This is a genomic window from Microbaculum marinum (assembly GCF_037855135.1).
GTDB classification, from domain to species: domain Bacteria; phylum Pseudomonadota; class Alphaproteobacteria; order Rhizobiales; family Tepidamorphaceae; genus Microbaculum; species Microbaculum marinum.
In genome coordinates, this window is sequence record NZ_JAZHOF010000014.1 from 1 (window position 1) to 20635 (window position 20635).

Here is a 20635-nt window from a genome sequence, read left to right on the forward strand (position 1 = left end):
GAATTCCACCCACGGTTCCCGTCCTCCATCAAGGGCGAGGAAGGCGTGCGCCGAGAAGCGTGGCCGCATGATCACGATCCGGTCGTGCTGCAAATGCTGGGGTCGGACCGAATGCGGGGCATCGCCCACCGTTCCCCTCTCCTCGGTGGGTAAGGCGTGTGCGCAGAGGTGGGGCGGCGCGACCCGGTCGTCGGACAGATACTGAGCACAAGGCTGAATTCGCAGCCTCGCCCCCGGTTCCCCCTCCCCCTTGATGGGGGAGGGTCGGGGTGGGGGTGCGCGGGCCGCCGGCTCGATGCCGGCGGGCTGCGGCGGCCGAACCGCGGACTCAACGTCCAATCATGCACCCGACAGGCGGAAACTGCGAGCGGGGTGCCCCTCGCACGCCATCCACCCGCGTCATCCCGGCCGCAGGCGAAGCCGGAGAGCCGGGATCGCCCGGGGCCGCAGAGACTGCCGTCGCAGAGAACCGCCGCGCCGCAATGATGGCACGCAGCCGAAAAAATTTGGGCGGCCGCGGGCAGTTCCTGCCGCCCGCAGTCACGGCACCAGGGGTCGCCTCAGACCGCCCTCGGCCACTCCCGCACGTCAACGAAATGGCCGGCGATCGCCGCTGCTGCGGCCATTTCGGGGGAGACTAGATGGGTGCGGCCCTTGAAGCCCTGGCGGCCCTCGAAGTTGCGGTTCGACGTCGACGCGCACCGCTCGAGCGGCGCCAGCCGGTCGGCGTTCATGGCAAGGCACATCGAGCAGCCCGGTTCGCGCCAGTCGAAGCCGGCCGCCCTGAAGATCGCGTCGAGGCCTTCGGCTTCCGCCTGTTCCTTGACCAGGCCGGATCCCGGCACGACCATCGCGTTGACGTCGGGATGGACCGTGTGGCCCTCCGCGATTCGGGCGGCGGCGCGCAGATCCTCGATCCGCGAATTGGTGCAGGAGCCGATGAAGACCCGCTGCGGCCGGATATCCGTGATCTTCATTCCCGGCGTCAGGCCCATGTATTCCAGCGCCCGGATCTTCGCCTGGCGCAGCCCCTCGTTCTCGATCAGAGAGGGATCGGGGACGACCCCGGCGATCGAGATGACGTCCTCCGGGCTCGTTCCCCACGACACGATCGGCGGCAACGCGGAGCCGTCCAGCGTGACGACATGGTCGAAATAGGCGCCCTCGTCGCTCGGCAGCGTCTCCCAGTAGGCCCGGGCCATGTCCCAGGCCGTGCCCTTGGGCGCCATCGGCCGGCCCTCGATATAGGCATAGGTCTTCTCGTCGGGCGCGATCAGGCCGGCGCGCGCCCCGCCTTCTATCGACATGTTGCAGACCGTCATGCGGCCCTCCATCGACATGTCGCGGAACACCTCGCCGGAATACTCGATGACGTGGCCGGTGCCGCCGGCTGTGCCGATCTCGCCGATGATGGCGAGAATGACGTCCTTCGGCGTGACTCCGTCCGGCAGCTTGCCGTCGACCTGCACCTTCATGTTGCGCGCCTTGCGCTGCATCAGCGTCTGCGTGGCGAGCACGTGCTCGACCTCGGAGGTGCCGATGCCGTGGGCGAGCGCCCCGAAGGCGCCGTGGGTCGAGGTGTGAGAATCGCCGCACACGATGGTGGTGCCGGGCAGGGTGAAGCCCTGTTCCGGGCCGATGACGTGGACGATGCCCTGCCGAATGTCGTTCTCGTCGTAATACTCGACGCCGAACTCGCGGGTGTTCTTCGCCAGCATCTCGATCTGCAGGGCGGCTTCGGGATCGTCGATGCCGTGGCTGCGGTCGGTGGTCGGCACGTTGTGGTCGACGACGGCCAGCGTCTTCTGCGGCGCGCGCACCCTGCGGCCGTTCAGGCGCAGACCTTCGAAGGCCTGCGGGCTCGTCACCTCGTGGATGAGGTGACGGTCGATATAGAGCAGGCAGGTTCCATCCTCGCGGGCTTCGACCAGGTGGTCGTCCCAGATCTTGTCGTAAAGGGTTCTCGGTTCGGACATTGTGCTGAATTCCATCGGGGGGATCTAACTGGCGCAGGCGTCAGGCCGGGCGCACCCGGCCGGGGCGGCGTCAAAGGAAGCCGTCGGCCGCGTGCAGCGAAGGATGAAAGCGCCAGGGCAGCAGCGCGTGGTCGTGCAGCGGCGCCGCGCCGGGGCAGCCCGGCAGCAGGCCGGGCCGTATCGCCCGGCGCCCGGTCGGTGCGCTCGTGAATGTCCGGCGTCGTGTCATGGCGGCAACATAGGACCTGTCCGGCCTTACGGCAACGTTCTTGCGTCGGACCGAATCAGCTCTCCGGATCCTGCAGGACGTGGGCATCGCGGCCTGCGTACCAGCCGGCGACCGCGTTCAGGCTGGCCACGGCGAGGAAGAACGCCGCCGGCAGAACCCAGTTGCCGCCGGCATCGCGCAACAGGCCGGCGACGATCGGGCCGAGAGCGGCGATGATGTAGCCGACGCTCTGCGACATTCCCGACAGGTCCGTCGCCACGTGGCTGTCCGGCGCGCGCAGGACGATGAACAGGATGGCGATGCCGATGGTCGCGCCGAGCCCCAGTCCCTCGATGACCGCAAACAACAGGGCCGTCGACGGCGGCGCGAACAGGAGGCCGAGGAATCCGATGGCCGAAACGGCGATGGAGACGATGGCAACGGCACTCTGGTTGCGCATCCGGGCCGCGAAATGCGGCACGGCAAGTGCGGTCAGCGCCTGCGGGGCGATGGCGATCGCGGTGATGAGGCCGGCCCGGGCGCTGTCGTCGCCGCGCTGCTCCAGGATCAGCGGCATCAGCCCGATCATCATGTAGGCCAGGCAAGACTGCAGCCCCATGAAGCAGGTGACTGCCCAGGCGAGCGGATCGCGCCACAGCCGGCCGGGGCGCGCGGCGCGCGGCGCCGGCGACTGGCGCACGAAGGCCTGCGGCAGCCAGATGATCGCAGCCGCCAGTGCCGGCAGCGCCCAGGCGGCCAGCGACAGCCGCCAGCTTCCCAGCGTCTGCTCAAGCGGAATCGCCAGCCCGGCGCCGATCGCCGCGCCGAGACACAGGTTCATCGTATAGAGCCCGGTCATCGTGCCGGCGTGGCGCGCGAAGTCGCGCTTGACGATGCCGGGCAGCAGCACCTGGATGACGCCGATGCCCAGGCCGGCGAGGATCATGCCGCCGATCAGGGCCCCGAAAGATCCGGTGCCGCGCAACGCGATTCCCGCGGCAAGGACGACCAGCAGCGCCAGGATCACCCGCTCCGGTCCGAACCGCCGGGCAAGCCGTGGCGCGGCGGCCCCGAAGACGCCGAGGCAGATCAGCGAGATCCCGGTCACCCCGCCGGCCAGCGCGGTATCGATGCCGAACTCGCGCATGATCTCCGACAGGAGAGGCCCCGGGCTCGTCAGCGCCGGGCGCAGATTGAGCGAGATCAGGCCGATCGCCGTGACGAGCAGGACGAGCCGTGCCGCACGGGAGTCGGACGCCTTGACGGGAGGCAATGGAGGCATCGGTCCGCTCATACCGCCGGCGCGCGACCGGAGGCGGTCGCCCGCCCGGTTCTGCTGGCTGGCCCGTAGACGGGGCCGGACATATCGGACATCCACCCGCCCTCGCGCCCGCACCGTCGGGGGAAAAACGAAAACGGGCGGCCGATCGGCCGCCCGTCAGGAAAGCATCCCCGGGAAGGAGAACCTCAGTCCTTCTTCTCTTCGGTGGCCTCCTCGGCCGGCGTCTCCGCGGCAGCGTCTTCGGCGGGCGCCTCGTCGACCTGGATCTCGTCGACGGTCGCCTCGGCGATCAGGGCGCGGGCCTGGCCGATCCAGTCCTCGCGCTCGATCCGGCCCTTGAAGTCGAGGACCTCGTCGACCCTGGCGATGTCCTCGTCGGAAAAGTTGGCGATCTGGTCGAACTTGGTGATGCCGAGCTTGTGGAGCTTCTCGACCAGCACCTCGCCGACGCCGTCGATGCGGGTGAGATCGTCCGGAGCGCCCTTCGGACGGAAGAACAGCGCCTTCAGTTCCGCCGGCTTGGCTGCCGCCTCCGTGGCCGCGCCGCGCGCGCCGGCCCGCGTATCGACACGCTCGGCGATACGGGCCGACTTGCCGCGGCGTTCGCGCAGGTAATAGAGCTTTGCACGGCGCACCTTGCCGCGGCGCTTCACCTCGATAGACTCGATGTTCGGCGAATGCACGGGGAAGACGCGCTCGACGCCTTCGCCGTAGGAGATCTTGCGGACCGTGAAGCTCTCGTTGATGCCGTGGCCGCCGCGGGCGATGCAGACGCCTTCATAGGCCTGCACGCGGGTCCGCTCGCCTTCGACGATGCGCACGTTGACGCGCACCGTGTCGCCGGACTGGAACGCCGGCACCGGGCGGCTGGCGGCGAGCGTTGCGGCGTGCTCTTTCTCGATTTCCTGCAGTATGTTCATCTGATTACTTCCTTTAACTCTGCGCTCGTTCCCGGCACCTGAGCCGCCGCCTGCGCATTGGTTGACGTTCGTCTACTTGAAACCTTCTAAATTGTCGAGACGGGCGCCCTGCAGTCTGCTGTAGGACGCCCACAGATCCGGCCGGCGCTGACGGGTAATGCGCTCGGCCTCGGCGCGGCGCCAGCGGGCGACGCGGCCGTGATCGCCGGAGACCAGGACGTCGGGGATCGCCCGGCCTTCCCAGACCTGCGGCCGGGTGTAGTGCGGATATTCGAGCAGCCCCTGCTCGAAGCTCTCCTCCGACGCCGACGCCTCGGCTCCCATCACGCCGGGCAGCAGCCGGACGCAGGCGTCGAGCACGGCCAGCGCGGCGATCTCGCCGCCGGACAGCACGAAGTCGCCGAGCGAGACCTCCTCGAGGCCGCGCGCCTCGATGACGCGCTCGTCGACGCCCTCGAAGCGGCCGCAGACGAGGATCGCGCCGGGACCCTCGCAGAGCGCGCGGACGCGGGCCTGGGTCAGCGGCGCGCCGCGCGGCGACAGCAGGATTCGCGGACGCTGCGGACCGGCGGCCTCGGCGTCGTCTATCGCCGCGGCGACGATATCGGCCTTCATCACCATGCCGGGACCGCCGCCGGCCGGCGTGTCGTCGACGGTGCGGTGGCGGTCGGATGCGAAATCGCGCATGTCGCGGACGTCGAGACGCCACAGGCCGGACTCCAGCGCCCGCCCCGCCAGGGCGAGCCCGAGCGGGCCGGGAAACATGCCCGGATAGATGGTCAGCACGGTGGCGTGCCAGCCGCTCATCTCTCGTCCTCGTCCTCGTCCAGAAGGCCGTCCGGCGGATCGACGATCAGCCGTCCGGCCGCGATATCGACGTCCGGCACCACGGTGCGGTTGAACGGCACGAACACCGTCCGCCGGGACTCCGACAGGGCGACCTCGAGGAGATCACCGCCGCCGAAATCCTGCACCGCCGTCACGGTGCCGATCTTCGCCCCGTCCACGCCCACCGCCGACAGCCCGACCAGGTCGGCGTGGTACCACTCGTCCTCGTCCGGCTCCGGCAGCCTGTCGCGGTCGACATAGAGCCGCCTGTTCTTCAGCGTCTCGGCCGCATCGCGATCGGTGATGCCTTCGATGGAGGCCACCACAACACCCTTGGCCGGCCGCACCGACCGGATCGTCAGCGTCCGTCCGTCTTCCGTCGACAGCGGCCCGTAGGCGGCTATGTCGAGCGGATCGGCGGTCTCGCTCTTGATCCGCACCTCGCCGCGGACCCCGTGCGGGGCGCCGACAACGCCGACACAGACGCGGTTGCTCTTGCCAGTCATCGGCCTTTGCTCCCGCGGGAGACCTCAAGCCGACACCGGAACCCCTCACCCGGCTGCTGCGCAGCCGACCTCTCCCCACGGTAGAGGTGGGTCTCAGCGTATGCCGCCACCTCTCCCCCACGAAGTCGGGTGTTCCCGACTTCGCTGCTTCTGGTAGCAACATCGGAAGCATCCGATGTCGCTGGGGGAGGGCTCGAGCCAACGGCCCAGGTGAGGGTGCTCAGGCCTGTCATCTGGAGCACGCACGCCGATCTTTCCGGAAACGGGCCGCGCTCGTCAGCCGGCGGCCTGTTCCTCGCCCGGCGCGGCTTCGGCGGGAGCCTCCTCGGCGGGCGCTTCCGCCGGAGCCTCGGCGGCGGCCCTGGCCTCTTCCTCGGCCTGGCGCCTCAGCTCGATGCGCTCCTGCGCCTTCTGGCCCGGCTTGCCCTTGTTCGGGTTGTTGCGGGCCGGGCGGGTCATGACGCCGGCGGCGTCGAGGAAACGCAGCACACGATCGGTCGGCGTTGCGCCCTTGGCGAGCCAATCCTTGGCCTTGTCGACGTCGAGGACGACGCGCTCGGCGTGGTCCTTCGGCAAGAGCGGGTTGAAGGTGCCGAGCTTCTCGATGAAGCGGCCGTCGCGCGGGCTGCGGGCATCGGCCACCACGATCCGGTAGAACGGCCGCTTCTTGGCGCCGCCGCGGGCGAGTCTGATTCTCAGGGACATCCAGTTTCTTCCTTTTTTACCGTGTAACTTTCAGAGCTGTTCGTTCGATTTCACCAGAGCCGCGCGCTCTCACTTCTTCTTGCCGAAGCCCGGCAGGCCCTTGGGCAGCCCGGGCAGGCCGCGGCCGGGGACACCCAGGCCGGGCGGCAGTCCGCCGGCGCCCAGTCCGGGCGGCAGCTGCGGCATCTTCGGCATCTCGCCAGGCTGTCCGCCACCCTGCAAGGCGGCGAGTTCCTCCGGCGAAAGGTTCGGCATTCCGGGCGGCATCCCGCCCGGCATTCCCCCAGGCATCCCGCCGAACAGGGCGCCCAGGCCCCGCTTGCCCTTCTTGCCGCCCATGGCCTTCATCATGTCGGCCATCTGGCGGTGCATCTTGAGCAGCTTGTTGACTTCCTCGACGCGCGTGCCGGAGCCGGCGGCGATGCGCTTCTTGCGGCTTGCTTTGAGTATCTCGGGCTTGCGCCGCTCCTGGCGCGTCATCGAAGAGATGATGGCGGCCTGACGCTTGATGACTCGGTCGTCGAGATTGGCGCCCTCGAGCTGCTTCTTCATCTTGCCCATGCCCGGCAGCATGCCCAGCACGCCCTGCATACCGCCGATCTTCTCCATCTGCTTGAGCTGCTCGGCGAGATCGTCGAGATCGAATGCGCCCTTGCGCATCTTCTCGGCCATCTTCTGCGCCTGCTCGGCGTCGATGGATTCGGCGGCCTTCTCGACGAGGCTGACGATGTCGCCCATGCCGAGGATGCGGTTGGCGATGCGTTCGGGATGGAATTCCTCGAGTTCGTCGAGCTTCTCGCCGACGCCGGCGAGCTTGATCGGCTTGCCGGTGACGGCGCGCATCGACAGCGCCGCGCCGCCGCGACCGTCGCCGTCGAGGCGCGTCAGCACGATGCCGGTGAGGCTCAGCCGCTCGTCGAAGGCGCGGGCGAGGTTGACCGCGTCCTGGCCGGTAAGGGCGTCCGCGACCAGCAGCACCTCGTGCGGATCGGTGGCCTTCTCGATCTCGACCATCTCGGCCATCAGCGCCTCGTCGACGAACTGACGGCCGGCGGTGTCGAGCAGGACGACGTCGTAGCCGCCGAGACGGGCGGCCTGCATCGCGCGCTGGGCGATCTGCACGGGCGACTGGCCCGCGACGATCGGCAGGGTGTCGACGGAGACCTGCTCGCCGAGGATCTTGAGCTGTTCCTGGGCGGCGGGACGTCGGGTGTCGAGCGAGGCCATCAGGACCTTGCTTCGGCCCCGCTCGGTCAGCCGCTTGGCGATCTTGGCGGTGGTTGTGGTCTTGCCCGAGCCCTGCAGGCCGACCATCATGATGGCGACCGGCGGGGCGGCGTTCAGGTCGATCGGCCTGGCGTCCGACCCCAACGTCTCGACGAGGGTGTCGTGGACGATCTTGACGACCATCTGGCCGGGTGTCACCGACTTGACGACGTTGGCGCCGACGGCGCGTTCGCGCACGGTCTCGACGAAGTCGCGGACGACGTCGAGCGCGACATCGGCCTCCAGCAGCGCGCGCCGCACCTCGCGCAGCGCCGCCGAGACATCGGCCTCGGTCAGCGCGCCGCGCCGGGTCAGCGTGTCGAGAATGCCGGACAGTCGTTCCTGGAGGCTGTCGAACATCGGCCTGAACTATCCTTCGATCGCTTTGTCGATGGCTTCGTCGAATGGGGCGGTGGCGGCGGCGAACTTGTCCCGGCAGCCGGGATTGCAGAAGCCGACCACCTCACCGCGGTACCGGGTCAGCGAATCCGGGCTCACGGGCTTGCCCGACCAGGGGCAGACCTCGTTGATGCAGTCCTCGATGTTCAGTGTCTCGGCCATGTCAGCCTCGCCACGCCCGTTTATCCAAACGAAAAGCGCACCCGCGGGCGAACCTTCGCTGGCGGGTGTCGATCCCGTCCGCCTCATGTGCGGAGCGACCGTCTCGAATTCAATCCGTGTTCATAGAGAACGGGCGAGTGATACGCGCGAGGGCGGCCGGAGTCAAGAAATGTCGGGATACCGCAAGAAGTCGCTGCGGCATGACGCTTGCGAATGTCCTCCCCTCGTGCCGGCGAAAGGTGGAATCAAAGGCGGCGGCTGCGCCGGGCTTTGACGCTGGATCCCCGTTTTCACGGGGATGAGCGGAGTGTGTGCTTTGACTTGCGGACGAGGTAGCCTGGATGGAGCGGAGAGCAATCCCGGATCGGCCTCGCGATACGGCACCGACGTCTCCCGGATTTCGCTGGCCCTTCATCCGGGCTACGGGCTGGCTCGAAAACGTGCGGTGTCACCACGTTGACGCCCAACATGTTGCCATGCCGATCTCCTGCGCGGTCGAGAAGTCGTACGCCGAAACAGGATATCGTACACTCCCGAACGGCTATGAAGGCGAATTCAGCGATGGTTCCAAGCACGCACGATTTTCGGGTCGAGCTTGAGGCTCAGCTCAGTCGGGCCGAAAGACAAGGTCGGTCACACGTGGAAATAAATGCCGGCGAATTGCACAGGGTAGTCGGCGGTTACCCTGGAGGATCGCATCGAATGCCAATGTGCTGCGGCGCCATGCGGCAGCAGATGACCGCTACTGATGAAATCGTCTTTGCGCCTGAAGCTGGCGATGGAGCGTCACTAACGATTCGCTATACGTTGCCACGATAGATCGCTTGCCGACAATTCTACCATTGCCACTCCGAATCGTCCCATTCGGATACCATGCCGTCCGGAAACAGAGGTGCGTCGTCCCCGGCGGCTGCCATTTGCTTGAAGGCAGCCTCCCAGTCCACTCGTAGCTCAGGATCTCGGCCGTCGCGCATCACTTGTTCGTCGCAGCTGATCCTCACCGCCGCCGGAAGTTGCCGCCGCCACGGCGAGGGCCGCCCGGTGCGGGGCCTGCGGTGCGGTGACGGAAGTTGATGCGCCCGCGCTCCAGGTCGTAGGGGCTCATCTCGACGGTAACGCGATCGCCGGCGATGGTGCGGATGCGGTGCTTGCGCATCTTGCCCGCCGCGTAGGCGAGGATCTCGTGTTCGTTGTCCAGCTTCACACGGAAGTTGCCGTCCGGAAGCACTTCCGTGACGGTTCCTTCGAATTCGAGCATTTCTTCTTTTGCCATTCAGGTCTCCTTGCGGATCTCCTCGTGCCTTATTTGAGGGGCGTTATGCCACGGGTCGGGCGCGAATTCACCCTATCCCTGCATGAAAGGCATGGCGGACAGTGCGTGGCCCGGATTGGCACCCGACTCCCCCGGGCCGGAGCCGCGGCGAGCCGGAGCGACATTGGCCTTGCCCTGCGCGTGCGGCTTCTTGCTGCGCCGGCGGCGGCGGCCGGGGCGGCCGGGATTCGCCGACTTCGGCTTGTCCTCAGCCCTGTAGGCGATCGGGCGGGCATCGCCGGCGGCGTCCGCGGCGGCACCCGATGCCGGTATCGGCATGCGGATCAGCTTCTCGATCGCCTTGAGCAGCGGCCGTTCCTCCACGTCGCAGAAGGCCACGGCGATGCCGTCGCGTCCGGCGCGGGCAGTGCGGCCGATGCGGTGGACATAGGATTCCGGCACGTTGGGCAGGTCGTAGTTGACGACGTGGCTGACGCCCGGGATGTCGAGGCCGCGTGCGGCGATGTCGGTCGCGATGAGCGCGGAGATCTTGCCGGCCCGGAAGGCGGCGAGCGTGCGCTCGCGCTGATTCTGGGACTTGTTGCCGTGGATCGCCGCCGACTTGATGCCGGCCTTGTCGAGCGAGCGCACGACCTTGTCGGCCCCGTGCTTGGTGCGGGTGAAGACCAGCGCCTGCTCGATCGCCGGATCGCTCAGCACCTCGGCGAGGCGTGACGGCTTGTCGGCCCGGTTCACGTGGATGACGGTCTGCTCGACCTTGTCGGCGGTCTTGGCGACCGGGGTCACCGACACGCGGACCGGATCGTTCAGGAACTGACGCGACAGGTCGGCGATCGCCGCCGGCATGGTGGCCGAGAACAGCAGCGTCTGGCGTTCCTCGGGAAGCAGTCTGGCGATCGCGCGGATCGCATGGATGAAGCCCATGTCGAGCATCTGGTCGGCTTCGTCCAGCACCAGCACCTCGACGGAATCGAGCCGCACGGCGCGCTGTTCGACCAGGTCGATGAGGCGACCCGGAGTGGCGACGAGGACGTCGACCCCGTGGCTCATGGCGCGGATTTGGCGGCCCATCGGCACGCCGCCGATGACCAGCTCGACGCGCGGCCTGATATGGCGTCCGTAGCCCTTGAAGGCATCGACGATCTGGCCGGAGAGCTCGCGGGTCGGGCTCAGCACCAGCACCCGGCAGGACTTCGGCGCGACGTGGCCGGCGCTCTTTTCCAGATGCGTCAGGATCGGCAGCGCGAACGCGGCGGTCTTGCCGGTGCCGGTCTGGGCGATGCCGATGAGATCGCGTCCGTTCAACAGATGGGGAATGGCCTGCGCCTGGATCGGTGTCGGCGTTTCGTGGCCGGCTTCATCGAGCGCGCGCATCAGCGGGGCGGACAGGTTCAATTCGGAAAAAGTCGTCAATTAATACGCTTTCGTTGTCGCGCGCCGGCGCACCAACGGGATTGGGCGTCGCGAGCACGCGATTCTGCGGGTGAAGACATCCCGCGCAGCCTGGGTTGTCGATTGGGTCGAAAGAGGTTTGGTCTGGCGGACAGAAAACCCGGGCAGGGCCTCGTGCAACGCGGTCCGCGAGCCTCAAGCGCGCCTTACATGGCGGATTTGCGGAGGTTTTTCAAGATGTAAAGCGAGTCTTTTTGCGGTAGCGAAGACGCGATAGTGTGTTTTGTGCAATTGCAAACCGCGTTCCGAGCCGCCCGACCCCTTACCGCAGCCGAGGAAGCCAGCCGATGATCAGCGAAGACGACGTTCGCGCCCGCGCCTATGCGATGCCGCTCACCAGTCCGGCCTATCCGCCCGGGCCGTACCGGTTCGTCGACCGGGAGTTCTTCATCATCACCTATCGCACCGACCCGGATGCGCTCGCCGAGGTGGTCCCGGCGCCGCTCGAGCTCGGCGCCGACCCGATCGTCAAGTTCGAGGTGATCCGCATGCCCGATTCCACGGGCTTCGGCGACTACACCGAGTCCGGCCAGGTCATTCCGGTCACCTACAAGGGCCAGGCGGGCGGCTACGTGCACGCGATGTATCTCGACGACGATTCGCCGATCGCAGGCGGCCGCGAGCTGTGGGGCTTTCCCAAGAAGCTGGCCAGCCCGAAGCTGCAGGTCGAAAAGGAGACGCTGGTGGGCACGCTCGACTTCGGCGCCATCCGCATCGCCACCGCGACGATGGGCTACAAGCACAAGGCGCTCGCCGAGGCCGACGTGATGCCCTCGCTGACGGGGCCGAGCTTCCTCCTGAAGATCATCCCGCATGTCGACGGCACCCCGCGCGTCTGCGAACTGGTGCGCTACTACATGGAGGACATCGTCTTCAAGGGCGCCTGGACCGGTCCGTCGGCGCTGGAGCTGTTCCACCACGCGCTGGCGCCGGTCGCCCAGCTGCCGGTGCTGAAGGTGCTCGGCGCAACCCACATCCAGACCGACCTGACGCTCGGCCTCGGCGAGGTGGTGCACGACTACCTGGCCTGAGCGCGCTGCCACGACCGTCGCGGGCTCCGGCTTCCTCCAGGGAACGACGGCCACGGCCAGGCATTGTCCCGTCAGGTTCGATCCAGCACGGGATATCTGTCATGGCCAGGCCGAACAGGAGCGAAATGGCAAAACGGCTGCTCGACAGCTACGGACGCACATACAGCGGCGAGCTTAGCATAGACATCGCCCGCAACACGCCCTCGCCGCTGTTCCGCTGGCTGGTCGCCTGCCTGCTGTTCAGCGCCCGGATCCGGGCGGACGCGGCAGCGTCCGCGGCGGCGGCGCTGTCGAAGCAGGGCTGGCGCACGCCGGCCAGGATGATCGACGCCGGCTGGCGGGCCCGCACCGACGTGCTCAACCGGGCCGGCTACGCCCGCTACGACGAGAGCACCTCGCGGATGCTGGAGGACACCGCGCGGCTCTTGCAGGAGAGCTACCGGGGCGACCTGCGCCGGCTGCGCGAGGCGGCCGGCCGCGATTCCGCCGAGGAGCGCCGGCGGCTGAAGGCGTTCAAGGGCATCGGCGACGTCGGCGCCGATCTGTTCTTCCGGGAGATGCAGGCGGTATGGACGGAACTGTATCCGTTCGCCGACAAGCGGGCGCTGCAGGCGGCCGACAAACTGAAACTCGGAGTTGACGCCAGGGCCCTGTCGAAGCTCGTCTCGAAGCAGGACTTCCCGCGCCTGCTGAGCGCGCTGGTGCGGGTCGATCTCGACAAGGGCTACGACACGATCACGGCGAAGGCGGCCTGATCGCCGCGGCAAGGGTGGCGCTGGCCCCCGCAATGGCCATATAACGGGCGCAAGCCGGAGCGACGGGCAGCGACCCGGGCCGGCGCGGAGTTTCGTGATGAGTGCGCCTTCGATCCGCTACCGCAAGATGAACGGGCTCGGCAACGAGATCCTGGTCGTCGACCTGCGCGCGCAATCCGTGTCGCTGACCCCGGCCTTGGTCCGGGAGATCGCCGCGCGGCCGGACACGCATTTCGACCAGATGATGGTGCTGCTGCGCCCGCGCAGCCACGGGACCGACGCCTACGTGCGGATCTTCAACACCGACGGCTCGCTGTCGGCGGCCTGCGGCAACGGCACGCGGTGCATCGCGGCGCTGGCTATGGAGGAGACCGGCAGGTCGGAGGCGACCTTCGAGACCGACGCGGGGCTGCTGCCGTCCTGGGATGCCGGCGACGGGCTGATCACCGTCGACATGGGCGCGCCGAAGTTCGGCTGGAGCGAGATCCCGCTGGCCAGGGAATTTGCCGACACAAGGGCGATCGACCTGCGGGTCGGGCCGGCCGAGGCGCCGATCCTGTCGCAGCCGAGCGTCGCCAACATGGGCAATCCGCACGCGATCTTCTGGGTCGACGACGTCGGGGCCTACGACCTCGCGCGGCTCGGCCCGCAGCTGGAAACCGATCCGGTCTTTCCCGAACGCGCTAACATCAGCCTGGCGCAGGTGACGGCGCCGGACGGGATCACCCTGCGGGTGTGGGAACGCGGCGCCGGCCTGACCCGGGCCTGCGGCTCGGCGGCCTGCGCGGCGGCGGTCGCGGCTGCGCGGCTCGGACTGACCGGACGCTCCGTCACCGTGACGCTTCCCGGCGGCCCGCTTCTGATCGAGTGGCGCGAGCGCGACGATCACGTGCTGATGACCGGCCCCTGGGAATTCGAGCACGAGGGCATGCTGCCGGCCGGATCCCTCGAAACGGCGGCCTGAGCCAATGCCGGAGACATCCAACCGGGCCGATATCCTGACCTTCGGCTGCCGCCTCAATGCGGTGGAATCGGAGACGATCCGCCGCGCCACCGACGAAGCCGGCCTCCGCGACGCCGTCATCGTCAACACATGCGCGGTGACCGGCGAGGCGGTGCGACAGGCGCGCCAGGCGATCCGCCGGGCACGGCGCGACAACCCGACCGCCCGCATCATCGTCACCGGCTGCGCCGCGCAGACCGAGCCCGAGACCTTCGCCGCGATGGCCGAGGTCGATCTGGTCCTCGGCAACGCCGAGAAGCTGCAGCCCGCCAGCTACCGCTTGCCGTTCGACCTGGAGGCCGAGGAGAAGGTCCGGGTCAACGACATCATGGAGCTGACCGAGACCGGCGCCCATCTGGTGGAGAGCTTCGAGGGGCGCACGCGCGCCTTCGTGCAGGTCCAGAACGGCTGCGACCACCGCTGCACCTTCTGCATCATCCCCTACGGCCGCGGCCCCTCCCGCTCGGTGCCGATGGGCGCGGTCGTCGACCAGGTCCGCACGCTGGTCGGCAACGGCTACGCGGAGGTGGTGCTGACCGGCGTCGACCTGACCTCCTACGGCCCCGACCTTCCCGGCGCGCCGCGCTTCGGCACGCTGGTCCGGTCGATCCTTCGCAACGTTCCCGAGCTGCAGAGGCTGCGCCTGTCCTCGATCGATTCGGTCGAGGCCGACGAGGACCTGATGCGGGCGCTTGCCGAGGAGGAGCGCCTGATGCCGCACCTGCACCTGTCGCTGCAGGCCGGCGACGACATGATCCTCAAGCGCATGAAGCGCCGCCACAGCCGGGCGCAGTCGGTGCAGTTCTGCGAGGACGTCCGCAGGCTGCGGCCGGATACCGTGTTCGGCGCCGACCTGATCGCCGGCTTCCCGACCGAGTCCGACGCGATGTTCGAGAACACAAGGCGCATCGTCGAGGATTGCGGCCTGACCCATCTTCACGTGTTTCCGTTCTCGCCGCGCACCGGCACGCCGGCGGCCCGGATGCCGCAGCTCGACCGGCGCCTAGTCAAGGAGCGGGCCGCACGGCTCAGGGACGAAGGCGCACGCGCGCTGTCGCGCCATCTCGACGGCGAGGTCGGCCGGGCGCGGCGAGTCCTCGTCGAGGCGGAAGGCACCGGCCGGACCGAGCAGTTCACGATCGCGAAGCTCGCCGCGGAAACCCGCGTCGGCGCCATCGTCCCGGCCCGCGTCACCGGCCACGACGGCCGCCACCTTCAGGCAGACGTCGAGATGCAGGCGGCATGAGCGGAGACAAGAGTCGGCCGAGCTTCATGGACCGGATGCTCGGGCGCAGCGCTCCCGCGCCGGCGCCGGCACCCGCCGAACCCGCCGCCGAACAGCCGAAGACCGACGAGACCGATGCCGGCCGGCCGGAGTCCGCAGCCGTCGCCGGCAAGCCGAAGAACTGGTTGCAGCGCCTGACCTCCGGCCTCGCCCGCTCCTCCAGCGCGCTTGGCCAAAACCTGACCGCGCTGATCCGCAAGCGCAGGCTCGATGACGAGACGCTGCAGGATCTCGAGGACATCCTCGTGCAGGCCGACCTCGGCGTCGAAACGGCGGTGCGCATCACCGAGCGGCTCGCCCGCGACCGCTACGACAAGGAGATCGACGACGCCGAGCTGCGCGAAGTGCTCGCCTCGGAGATCACCGGCGTGCTGGAGCCGGTGGCGCGGCCGCTGGAGATCGACGGCGCCCGCCGGCCGCATGTGGTCCTCGTCGTCGGCGTCAACGGCTCCGGCAAGACCACGACGATCGGCAAGCTCGCCGCGAAGTTCCGCGCAGATGGCAAGTCGGTGGTGCTCGGCGCCGGCGACACGTTCCGGGCGGCGGCGATCGAACAGCTCAAGATCTGGGGCGAGCGGACCGGATCCACGGTGGTCGCCCGCCCGCAGGGCTCGGACGCCTCGGGCCTGGCCTTCGACGCCCTCAAGCTTGCCAGGGAGCAGAACGCCGACCTGCTGATGCTCGACACCGCAGGGCGCCTGCAGAACAAGGCCAACCTGATGGCGGAACTGGAAAAGATCGTCAGGGTGCTGCGCAAGCAGGACGAGACGGCGCCGCACACGGTGCTGCTGGTGCTGGACGCGACCACCGGCCAGAACGCCATGAACCAGGTGGAGATCTTCACGCAGGTCGCCGGGGTGACCGGCCTGGTCATGACCAAGCTCGACGGCACCGCCCGCGGCGGCATCCTGGTGGCCATCGCCGCCAGGCACGGCCTGCCGGTGCACGCGATCGGGGTCGGCGAGGGAATCGACGACCTGCAGCCCTTCGAGGCGAAGGAGTTCGCCCGGGCGATCGTCGGCGAAACAATCACGGAGGCAGGCGACGATGCGGCCTGAGACGATCGAACGTCATCCCGGTCCGCCGGAGTGGGTGCGCCCGGCGCTGGAGATCGGACCGCTGGTGATCTTCTTCGCGGTGAACTGGAAGCTAGGAATCTTCTGGGCGACCGGCGTGTTCATCCCCGCGACGCTGGTCTCGGTCGCGGTCTCCTGGGCAATGCTGCGCACGACCCCGGTGATGCCGCTGGTGACGGCCGTGTTCGTGACGGTGTTCGGCGGCCTGACGCTCTGGCTGCAGGACGACACCTTCATCAAGATGAAGCCGACCATCGTCAACCTGCTGTTCGCGGCGATGCTGCTGGTCGGGCTCTATTTCCGCCGCGCCTTCCTCAAATACGCCTTCGGCAGCGTCTTCCGGATGACCGAGGAGGGCTGGCGCATCTGCACGCTGAGATGGGCGGCGTTCTTCGTGTTCCTCGCGGTGCTCAACGAGATCGTCTGGCGCACCTTCTCGACCGACACCTGGGTGAGCTTCAAGGTCTTCGCGATCATGCCGTTGACCATGCTGTTCGCCATGGCCCAGCTGCCGTTGCTGAAGAAGTACGGGCTCGACGAGGAGGAAGAAGGCAAGGCGGTCTAGGCGTCCTCGCTTTTCAGCGGCGTCCCGCCGGGCAGTAGATCGCCGTTCTCGCCCTGCGGATTGACGAAGGGCGGCGATGCCTGGCCGAGCTCGGTCGCCCGGTCGTGGTTGAGGGCCCAGTGGACCGACGGGAAGGCGATCTCATCCCACGGAATGCCGTCCCACTCGAAGAGGTCCACGTCCAGGCTCTCCTCACCCGGCGCGAAGCCGCCGACCAGGGTGGCGCGGAAGATCACCTGCACCTGCGACAGGCGGGGGACGGAATAGACGGCCAGGATTCCGGAGATGTCGAGTTCGGCGTTGGCCTCCTCGCGCGCCTCGCGGCGGGCGCCGGCCTCCGGATCCTCGTTCAGCTCCAGGTAGCCGGCCGGCATCGTCCAGAAGCCGCGGCGCGGGTGGATCGCGCGCCGGCACAGCAGCACCTTCGACCCCGATCGCACCACCGAGCCGACCACCACCTTCGGATTGTCGTAGTGGATGAACCCGCAGCGGGTGCACACCCGCCGGGACAGCGTGTCGCCGGGCGGGACGGCGTGATGGAAGTCGGGTTCGTGCTCGGCCATTCGGGGATGGTGCCTTGGAGACGGCGGGAAAATCAATGCGGTTCGGGCCGTGTCGGAGGTCGGGGCCTGCATGGTTCGAGACGCGCCCCTCGGGCGCTCCTCGCCATGAGGGTCAAGGTTTGGCGGCTGGCCGGCGACAACAGTGACGGCTGCACGCATCCACACTCTCGCCTCATCCTGAGGACCGGCGCAGCCGCATCTCGAAGGATCGAGGCCCGGGCGCCGCCGCCCGTTCACCTCTGCGTCGATCGACGTCAGGATGCCGGCTTCGGCGCCAGCGCCTTCTCGATCTCCGGCATCAGCCGCTCGGAAATCGACTGCGGCGTCAGCGGGCCGATATGCTTGTAGACGATCGCGCCGTCGTCATCGACGATGAAGGTCTCCGGCACCCCGTAGACGCCCCAGTCGATCCCGACCCGGCCGTTCGCATCGGCGCCGACCGCCTCGAACGGGTTGCCGTAGCGGCCGAGGAAGCGCCGCGCGTTGTCGGCACCGTCCTTGTAGTTCATGCCGAACAGACGGAACCTGTCGTCGCGGGCGAGCTCGCTCAGCAGCGGATGCTCCTCCCGGCACGGCACGCACCACGAGGCCCAGACATTGACCAGCGTCACGCCGTTGCCCTTCAGGTCGCCGGAGGCGAAGCCGGGCACCTGCCGGCCGTCGCTCTCCAGCCCGTCGAGCGGCGGAAGTTCGAACTGCGGCACCTCGCGGCCGATCAGCGCGGAGGGGATGATCGAGGGATCGCCGGCGTAGAGACGGAACAGCAGCAGGCCCGCCAGCCCGACGAACAGCGCCAGCGGCAACAGCAGCAAAAGCCGCATCGTATCGACGCGCCGCTTGCGGGTCCCCGGCCCGGTGGTCTCGTTCGAACTCATGAGGCCCGGTCGCTCCGGCGGCGGATGCCGCGCCTGTCGAGCTCGTCGAGTGCCGCCTTCTGCGTGCGGCCGTCGGCCACCACCCAGGCGATCAGCCCTACGAGCACGATCGCGGTGACCGCGTAGGCGGCGAAGATGAATCCGTAGTGCGACATCGCGTAATCCTATTCCGCCGGGGCCAGCACGCCGCCTGCCGCCCGAACGCGCATGGCGCGGACGCGGCGGCGCATGATCTCGTTGCGCATCGCCGCCGTATGCAGGGCGAGAAACAGCAGCGTGTAGCCGACCGCCATCACGAGGAGCGGCCACAGCATCGCCGGATCGATCGTCGGCCCGTCGAGGCGGAAGACGCTGGCCGGCTGGTGCAGCGTGTTCCACCATTCCACGGAGAACTTGATGATCGGCACGTTGACGAAGCCGACCAGCGCCAGGATCGCCGCGGGCCGGGCCGCGCGGACCGGGTCGTCGAAGGCGCGCCACAGCGCGATCAGGCCGAGATACATCAGGAACAAGAGCAGCACGGACGTGAGGCGGGCGTCCCAGACCCACCAGGTGCCCCACATCGGCTTGCCCCACAGCGAGCCGGTGACCAGCGCCAGGAATGTGAACGCCGCGCCGATCGGCGCCGCCGCCCTGGCCGAAACGTCGGCGAGCGGATGGCGCCAGACCAGCGTGCCGAGCCCCGACAGGGCGATGATCGTGTAGCACATCATCGCCAGCCAGGCGGCCGGCACGTGGATGTACATGATCAGAACCGTGCGGCCCTGCTGGTAGTCGGCGGGGGCGCGGAACGCCATCACCAGCCCGGCGATCGTCACCAGGGCCGCCGCCGCCCACAGCCAGGGCAGCAGGCGCTTCGACAGCGCCATGAAACGGGTCGGGTTGGCGAGTTCAATCATCGGAATTCGGGGGCTTCTGATCCGCCAGTTACGGCGATTATATCGGCCGTGCGTTGATATGAAACAACTGCGGCATGTTGCTGTATGTCGCCCACCCGGGACGAGGCCGTCATTCCAGCGCCAGGCGCAGGGCGGCGGCGGCCGCGAGCGGCGCCAGCACCAGGCTGAGCAGCGTCAGGGAGCCCAGCACCGCCAGCGGCGTCGATATCGACATCGGTCCGGCGATGGCGGCGCCGGTGGCGCTGACCCCGAAGATCAGTATCGGAACGGTCAGCGGCAGCACCAGCACCGGCACCAGCAGCCCGCCGCGTCTGAGCGCCACCGTCAGCGCGGCGCCGATGGCGCCGACGAAGGTCAGTCCGGGGGTGCCGACCAGCAGCGTCAGCGCCACGGCGACAAGCGCACCGGGCTCGACGTTCAGCATCAGCCCGAGCACCGGCGCGACGATCACCAGCGGCAGGCCCGTCGTCACCCAGTGGGCGGCGGCCTTGACGGCGACAATCACCACCAGCGGCGTCTCGGTCATCGTCATGAGGTCCAGCGAGCCGTCCTCGTGGTCGGCCTGGAACAGCCGGTCGAGGCCGATCAGGCTGGCGAGCAGGGCGCCGACCCACAGGATCGCCGGGCCGACGCGCTGCAGGAGGTTGAGGTCGGGGCCGACCGCGAACGGCATGATGACGACGACGGTCAGGAAGAACACCGCGCCCATCATGGCGCCGCCACCGACCCGCACGGCGAGCCTCACCTCGCGCCTGAACAGCGCCAGCGCCGCGCCGCTCACGCGCCGGCTCCGGGTGGCGCCGCGCCGAGTTGGAGCGTCTGCCCCTCGACCGGCAGGTCGTCGTGTGTCGCGATCATGACGAGACCGCCGGCGTCGAGATGATCGTGGATGAGGACGAACAGGCGGTCGCGCGCCGCCGCGTCGATGGCGGTGGTCGGCTCGTCGAGCAGCCAGAGCGGACGCGGCGCGGCGGCGAGCCGGGCGAGCGCCAGCCGCCGGCGCTGGCCGGCCGACAGGATTCCGGCGGGGAAATCGGCCAGCGGCGCGAGCCCGGCCCGCTCCAGCGCAGCGCCGGCCGTTGCGCGGGTCCCGCCGAGCATGTCCGCCCAGAAGCCGAGGTTCTCCAGCACCGTCAGGGCGGGCTTCAGCGTATCGAGATGGCCGACATAGTGAGCCTGCTCGGCAATCGGCACGTCCTCGGGTCCACCGTCCAGATCGAGATCGCCGGCGCTCGGCCGCAGCAGGCCGGCGACGAGGCGCAGCAGCGACGACTTGCCGGCGCCGTTGGGTCCGCGAAGCTTGATGAGGCTGCCCGCCTCGATCCCGAACGAGACGCCGGAGAACACCTCGCGCCCGCCGCGAACGCAGGCCAGGTCGCGGCCCCTCAGGCGCATGCCGGCGTCCAGCTGCGAGGTCCCGCGGTCGCTGCGGAGGGGGTCGCCATCGGGCGGATCTGCCTTTGCCGTCATTCGCCGTATTGGCACCAGTCTTAGAAATTCTCTATATACGCGGCAAGCGGGGCGCCGAATGATCGACATGAACGGGCCGAAGGCCTATGTCGGACGGGTACTCCGATCCTGCCACTGACCCCCGAACGCAAGAGGC

General features: G+C 68.6%; 21 protein-coding genes and 1 pseudogene. 6 read left to right on the forward strand and 16 right to left on the reverse strand.

Translation table 11 applies throughout. The features are described from left to right. Positions 1–560 precede the first annotated feature (560 nt). The 10 genes and pseudogenes from leuC to V3328_RS25060 all read right to left on the reverse strand — a co-directional run bounded on the left by leuC (position 561) and on the right by V3328_RS25060 (position 10938). Positions 561–1976: a 3-isopropylmalate dehydratase large subunit gene (gene leuC / locus V3328_RS25015; RefSeq protein ID WP_340332463.1), complete on the reverse strand. Its 1416-nt coding sequence runs from the start codon at positions 1974–1976 to the stop codon at positions 561–563. Positions 1977–2260: 284 nt separating this feature from the next. Continuing rightward, positions 2261–3466, reverse strand: a complete 1206-nt coding sequence (locus V3328_RS25020; protein WP_340332464.1) for a CynX/NimT family MFS transporter — start codon at positions 3464–3466, stop codon at positions 2261–2263. 554 nt (positions 3467–4020) lie between these two features. Further along, positions 4021–4386, reverse strand: a pseudogene (gene rplS / locus V3328_RS25025) (50S ribosomal protein L19); the annotation flags it as partial. 72 nt (positions 4387–4458) lie between these two features. Beyond that, positions 4459–5193, reverse strand: a complete 735-nt coding sequence (gene trmD, locus V3328_RS25030; RefSeq protein ID WP_340332465.1) for a tRNA (guanosine(37)-N1)-methyltransferase TrmD — start codon at positions 5191–5193, stop codon at positions 4459–4461. Next, positions 5190–5720: a ribosome maturation factor RimM gene (gene rimM, locus V3328_RS25035; protein WP_340332466.1), complete on the reverse strand. Its 531-nt coding sequence runs from the start codon at positions 5718–5720 to the stop codon at positions 5190–5192. The genes trmD and rimM overlap by 4 nt, the downstream gene beginning before the upstream one ends. Before the next feature lie 276 nt (positions 5721–5996). Further along, entirely contained in the window at positions 5997–6425 is a 429-nt protein-coding gene (gene rpsP, locus V3328_RS25040) for a 30S ribosomal protein S16 (protein WP_340332467.1), read from the reverse strand. A 69-nt stretch (positions 6426–6494) separates the two neighbouring features. Then, the gene (gene ffh / locus V3328_RS25045; RefSeq protein WP_340332468.1) at positions 6495–8051 is read right to left on the reverse strand and encodes a signal recognition particle protein; all 1557 of its coding nucleotides are present in this window, start codon (positions 8049–8051) and stop codon (positions 6495–6497) included. A 9-nt stretch (positions 8052–8060) separates the two neighbouring features. Beyond that, positions 8061–8252 carry a glutathione S-transferase gene (locus V3328_RS25050; protein ID WP_340332469.1) on the reverse strand — a complete coding sequence of 64 codons (192 nt, stop codon included), beginning with the start codon at positions 8250–8252 and terminating at the stop codon, positions 8061–8063. 997 nt (positions 8253–9249) lie between these two features. Beyond that, positions 9250–9525, reverse strand: a complete 276-nt coding sequence (infA, locus tag V3328_RS25055; protein WP_340332470.1) for a translation initiation factor IF-1 — start codon at positions 9523–9525, stop codon at positions 9250–9252. Between the two features lie 72 nt (positions 9526–9597). Continuing rightward, a complete protein-coding gene (locus V3328_RS25060) occupies positions 9598–10938 on the reverse strand; it encodes a DEAD/DEAH box helicase (protein WP_340332471.1) in 1341 nt (446 codons plus the stop codon). 326 nt (positions 10939–11264) lie between these two features. Between V3328_RS25060 and V3328_RS25065 the strand changes: the two genes are divergently transcribed. The 6 genes from V3328_RS25065 (at position 11265) to V3328_RS25090 (ending at position 16692) form a co-directional block, all read left to right on the forward strand. Continuing rightward, positions 11265–12008 carry an acetoacetate decarboxylase gene (locus V3328_RS25065; protein ID WP_378758842.1) on the forward strand — a complete coding sequence of 248 codons (744 nt, stop codon included), beginning with the start codon at positions 11265–11267 and terminating at the stop codon, positions 12006–12008. A gap of 101 nt (positions 12009–12109) precedes the next feature. Further along, positions 12110–12763: a hypothetical protein gene (locus V3328_RS25070; RefSeq protein WP_340332472.1), complete on the forward strand. Its 654-nt coding sequence runs from the start codon at positions 12110–12112 to the stop codon at positions 12761–12763. Between the two features lie 97 nt (positions 12764–12860). Beyond that, positions 12861–13727: a diaminopimelate epimerase gene (gene dapF / locus V3328_RS25075; protein ID WP_340332473.1), complete on the forward strand. Its 867-nt coding sequence runs from the start codon at positions 12861–12863 to the stop codon at positions 13725–13727. Positions 13728–13731: 4 nt separating this feature from the next. Then, the gene (mtaB, locus tag V3328_RS25080; protein ID WP_340332474.1) at positions 13732–15012 is read left to right on the forward strand and encodes a tRNA (N(6)-L-threonylcarbamoyladenosine(37)-C(2))-methylthiotransferase MtaB; all 1281 of its coding nucleotides are present in this window, start codon (positions 13732–13734) and stop codon (positions 15010–15012) included. Then, entirely contained in the window at positions 15009–16109 is a 1101-nt protein-coding gene (gene ftsY / locus V3328_RS25085; protein ID WP_340332475.1) for a signal recognition particle-docking protein FtsY, read from the forward strand. Before mtaB ends, ftsY begins: the two co-directional genes overlap by 4 nt. Then, positions 16099–16692: a septation protein A gene (locus tag V3328_RS25090; protein ID WP_340332476.1), complete on the forward strand. Its 594-nt coding sequence runs from the start codon at positions 16099–16101 to the stop codon at positions 16690–16692. Before ftsY ends, V3328_RS25090 begins: the two co-directional genes overlap by 11 nt. Here the strand turns inward: V3328_RS25090 and V3328_RS25095 are convergent. From V3328_RS25095 to ccmA, 6 genes are all read right to left on the reverse strand, one after another. Further along, the gene (locus tag V3328_RS25095; RefSeq protein ID WP_340332477.1) at positions 16689–17255 is read right to left on the reverse strand and encodes an NUDIX domain-containing protein; all 567 of its coding nucleotides are present in this window, start codon (positions 17253–17255) and stop codon (positions 16689–16691) included. The genes V3328_RS25090 and V3328_RS25095 overlap by 4 nt on opposite strands. Positions 17256–17509: 254 nt before the next feature. Continuing rightward, positions 17510–18130, reverse strand: a complete 621-nt coding sequence (locus V3328_RS25100; RefSeq protein ID WP_378758841.1) for a DsbE family thiol:disulfide interchange protein — start codon at positions 18128–18130, stop codon at positions 17510–17512. Continuing rightward, positions 18127–18285 (reverse strand): heme exporter protein CcmD, encoded by a 159-nt coding sequence (gene ccmD, locus V3328_RS25105; protein ID WP_340332478.1) that lies wholly within the window; start codon positions 18283–18285, stop codon positions 18127–18129. Before ccmD ends, V3328_RS25100 begins: the two co-directional genes overlap by 4 nt. 9 nt (positions 18286–18294) lie before the next feature. Next, complete coding sequence (locus V3328_RS25110; RefSeq protein ID WP_340332479.1) at positions 18295–19029, reverse strand: heme ABC transporter permease; 735 nt, start codon at positions 19027–19029, stop codon at positions 18295–18297. 109 nt (positions 19030–19138) lie between these two features. Then, positions 19139–19810 (reverse strand): heme exporter protein CcmB, encoded by a 672-nt coding sequence (ccmB, locus tag V3328_RS25115; protein ID WP_340332480.1) that lies wholly within the window; start codon positions 19808–19810, stop codon positions 19139–19141. Continuing rightward, positions 19807–20424 (reverse strand): heme ABC exporter ATP-binding protein CcmA, encoded by a 618-nt coding sequence (ccmA, locus tag V3328_RS25120; RefSeq protein WP_340332585.1) that lies wholly within the window; start codon positions 20422–20424, stop codon positions 19807–19809. Before ccmA ends, ccmB begins: the two co-directional genes overlap by 4 nt. Positions 20425–20635 lie beyond the last annotated feature (211 nt).

Bases quoted from the DNA above. Each gene is read 5' to 3' on its own strand.
- leuC (WP_340332463.1), bottom strand. From the start codon at position 1,976: ATGTCCGAACCGAGAACCCTTTACGACAAGATCTGGGACGACCACCTG.
- V3328_RS25020 (WP_340332464.1), bottom strand. From the start codon at position 3,466: ATGCCTCCATTGCCTCCCGTCAAGGCGTCCGACTCCCGTGCGGCACGG.
- trmD (WP_340332465.1), bottom strand. From the start codon at position 5,193: ATGAGCGGCTGGCACGCCACCGTGCTGACCATCTATCCGGGCATGTTT.
- rimM (WP_340332466.1), bottom strand. From the start codon at position 5,720: ATGACTGGCAAGAGCAACCGCGTCTGTGTCGGCGTTGTCGGCGCCCCG.
- rpsP (WP_340332467.1), bottom strand. From the start codon at position 6,425: ATGTCCCTGAGAATCAGACTCGCCCGCGGCGGCGCCAAGAAGCGGCCG.
- ffh (WP_340332468.1), bottom strand. From the start codon at position 8,051: ATGTTCGACAGCCTCCAGGAACGACTGTCCGGCATTCTCGACACGCTG.
- V3328_RS25050 (WP_340332469.1), bottom strand. From the start codon at position 8,252: ATGGCCGAGACACTGAACATCGAGGACTGCATCAACGAGGTCTGCCCC.
- infA (WP_340332470.1), bottom strand. From the start codon at position 9,525: ATGGCAAAAGAAGAAATGCTCGAATTCGAAGGAACCGTCACGGAAGTG.
- V3328_RS25065 (WP_378758842.1), top strand. From the start codon at position 11,265: ATGATCAGCGAAGACGACGTTCGCGCCCGCGCCTATGCGATGCCGCTC.
- V3328_RS25070 (WP_340332472.1), top strand. From the start codon at position 12,110: ATGGCCAGGCCGAACAGGAGCGAAATGGCAAAACGGCTGCTCGACAGC.
- dapF (WP_340332473.1), top strand. From the start codon at position 12,861: ATGAGTGCGCCTTCGATCCGCTACCGCAAGATGAACGGGCTCGGCAAC.
- mtaB (WP_340332474.1), top strand. From the start codon at position 13,732: ATGCCGGAGACATCCAACCGGGCCGATATCCTGACCTTCGGCTGCCGC.
- ftsY (WP_340332475.1), top strand. From the start codon at position 15,009: ATGAGCGGAGACAAGAGTCGGCCGAGCTTCATGGACCGGATGCTCGGG.
- V3328_RS25090 (WP_340332476.1), top strand. From the start codon at position 16,099: ATGCGGCCTGAGACGATCGAACGTCATCCCGGTCCGCCGGAGTGGGTG.
- V3328_RS25095 (WP_340332477.1), bottom strand. From the start codon at position 17,255: ATGGCCGAGCACGAACCCGACTTCCATCACGCCGTCCCGCCCGGCGAC.
- V3328_RS25100 (WP_378758841.1), bottom strand. From the start codon at position 18,130: ATGAGTTCGAACGAGACCACCGGGCCGGGGACCCGCAAGCGGCGCGTC.
- ccmD (WP_340332478.1), bottom strand. From the start codon at position 18,285: ATGTCGCACTACGGATTCATCTTCGCCGCCTACGCGGTCACCGCGATC.
- V3328_RS25110 (WP_340332479.1), bottom strand. From the start codon at position 19,029: ATGATTGAACTCGCCAACCCGACCCGTTTCATGGCGCTGTCGAAGCGC.
- ccmA (WP_340332585.1), bottom strand. From the start codon at position 20,424: ATGCGCCTGAGGGGCCGCGACCTGGCCTGCGTTCGCGGCGGGCGCGAG.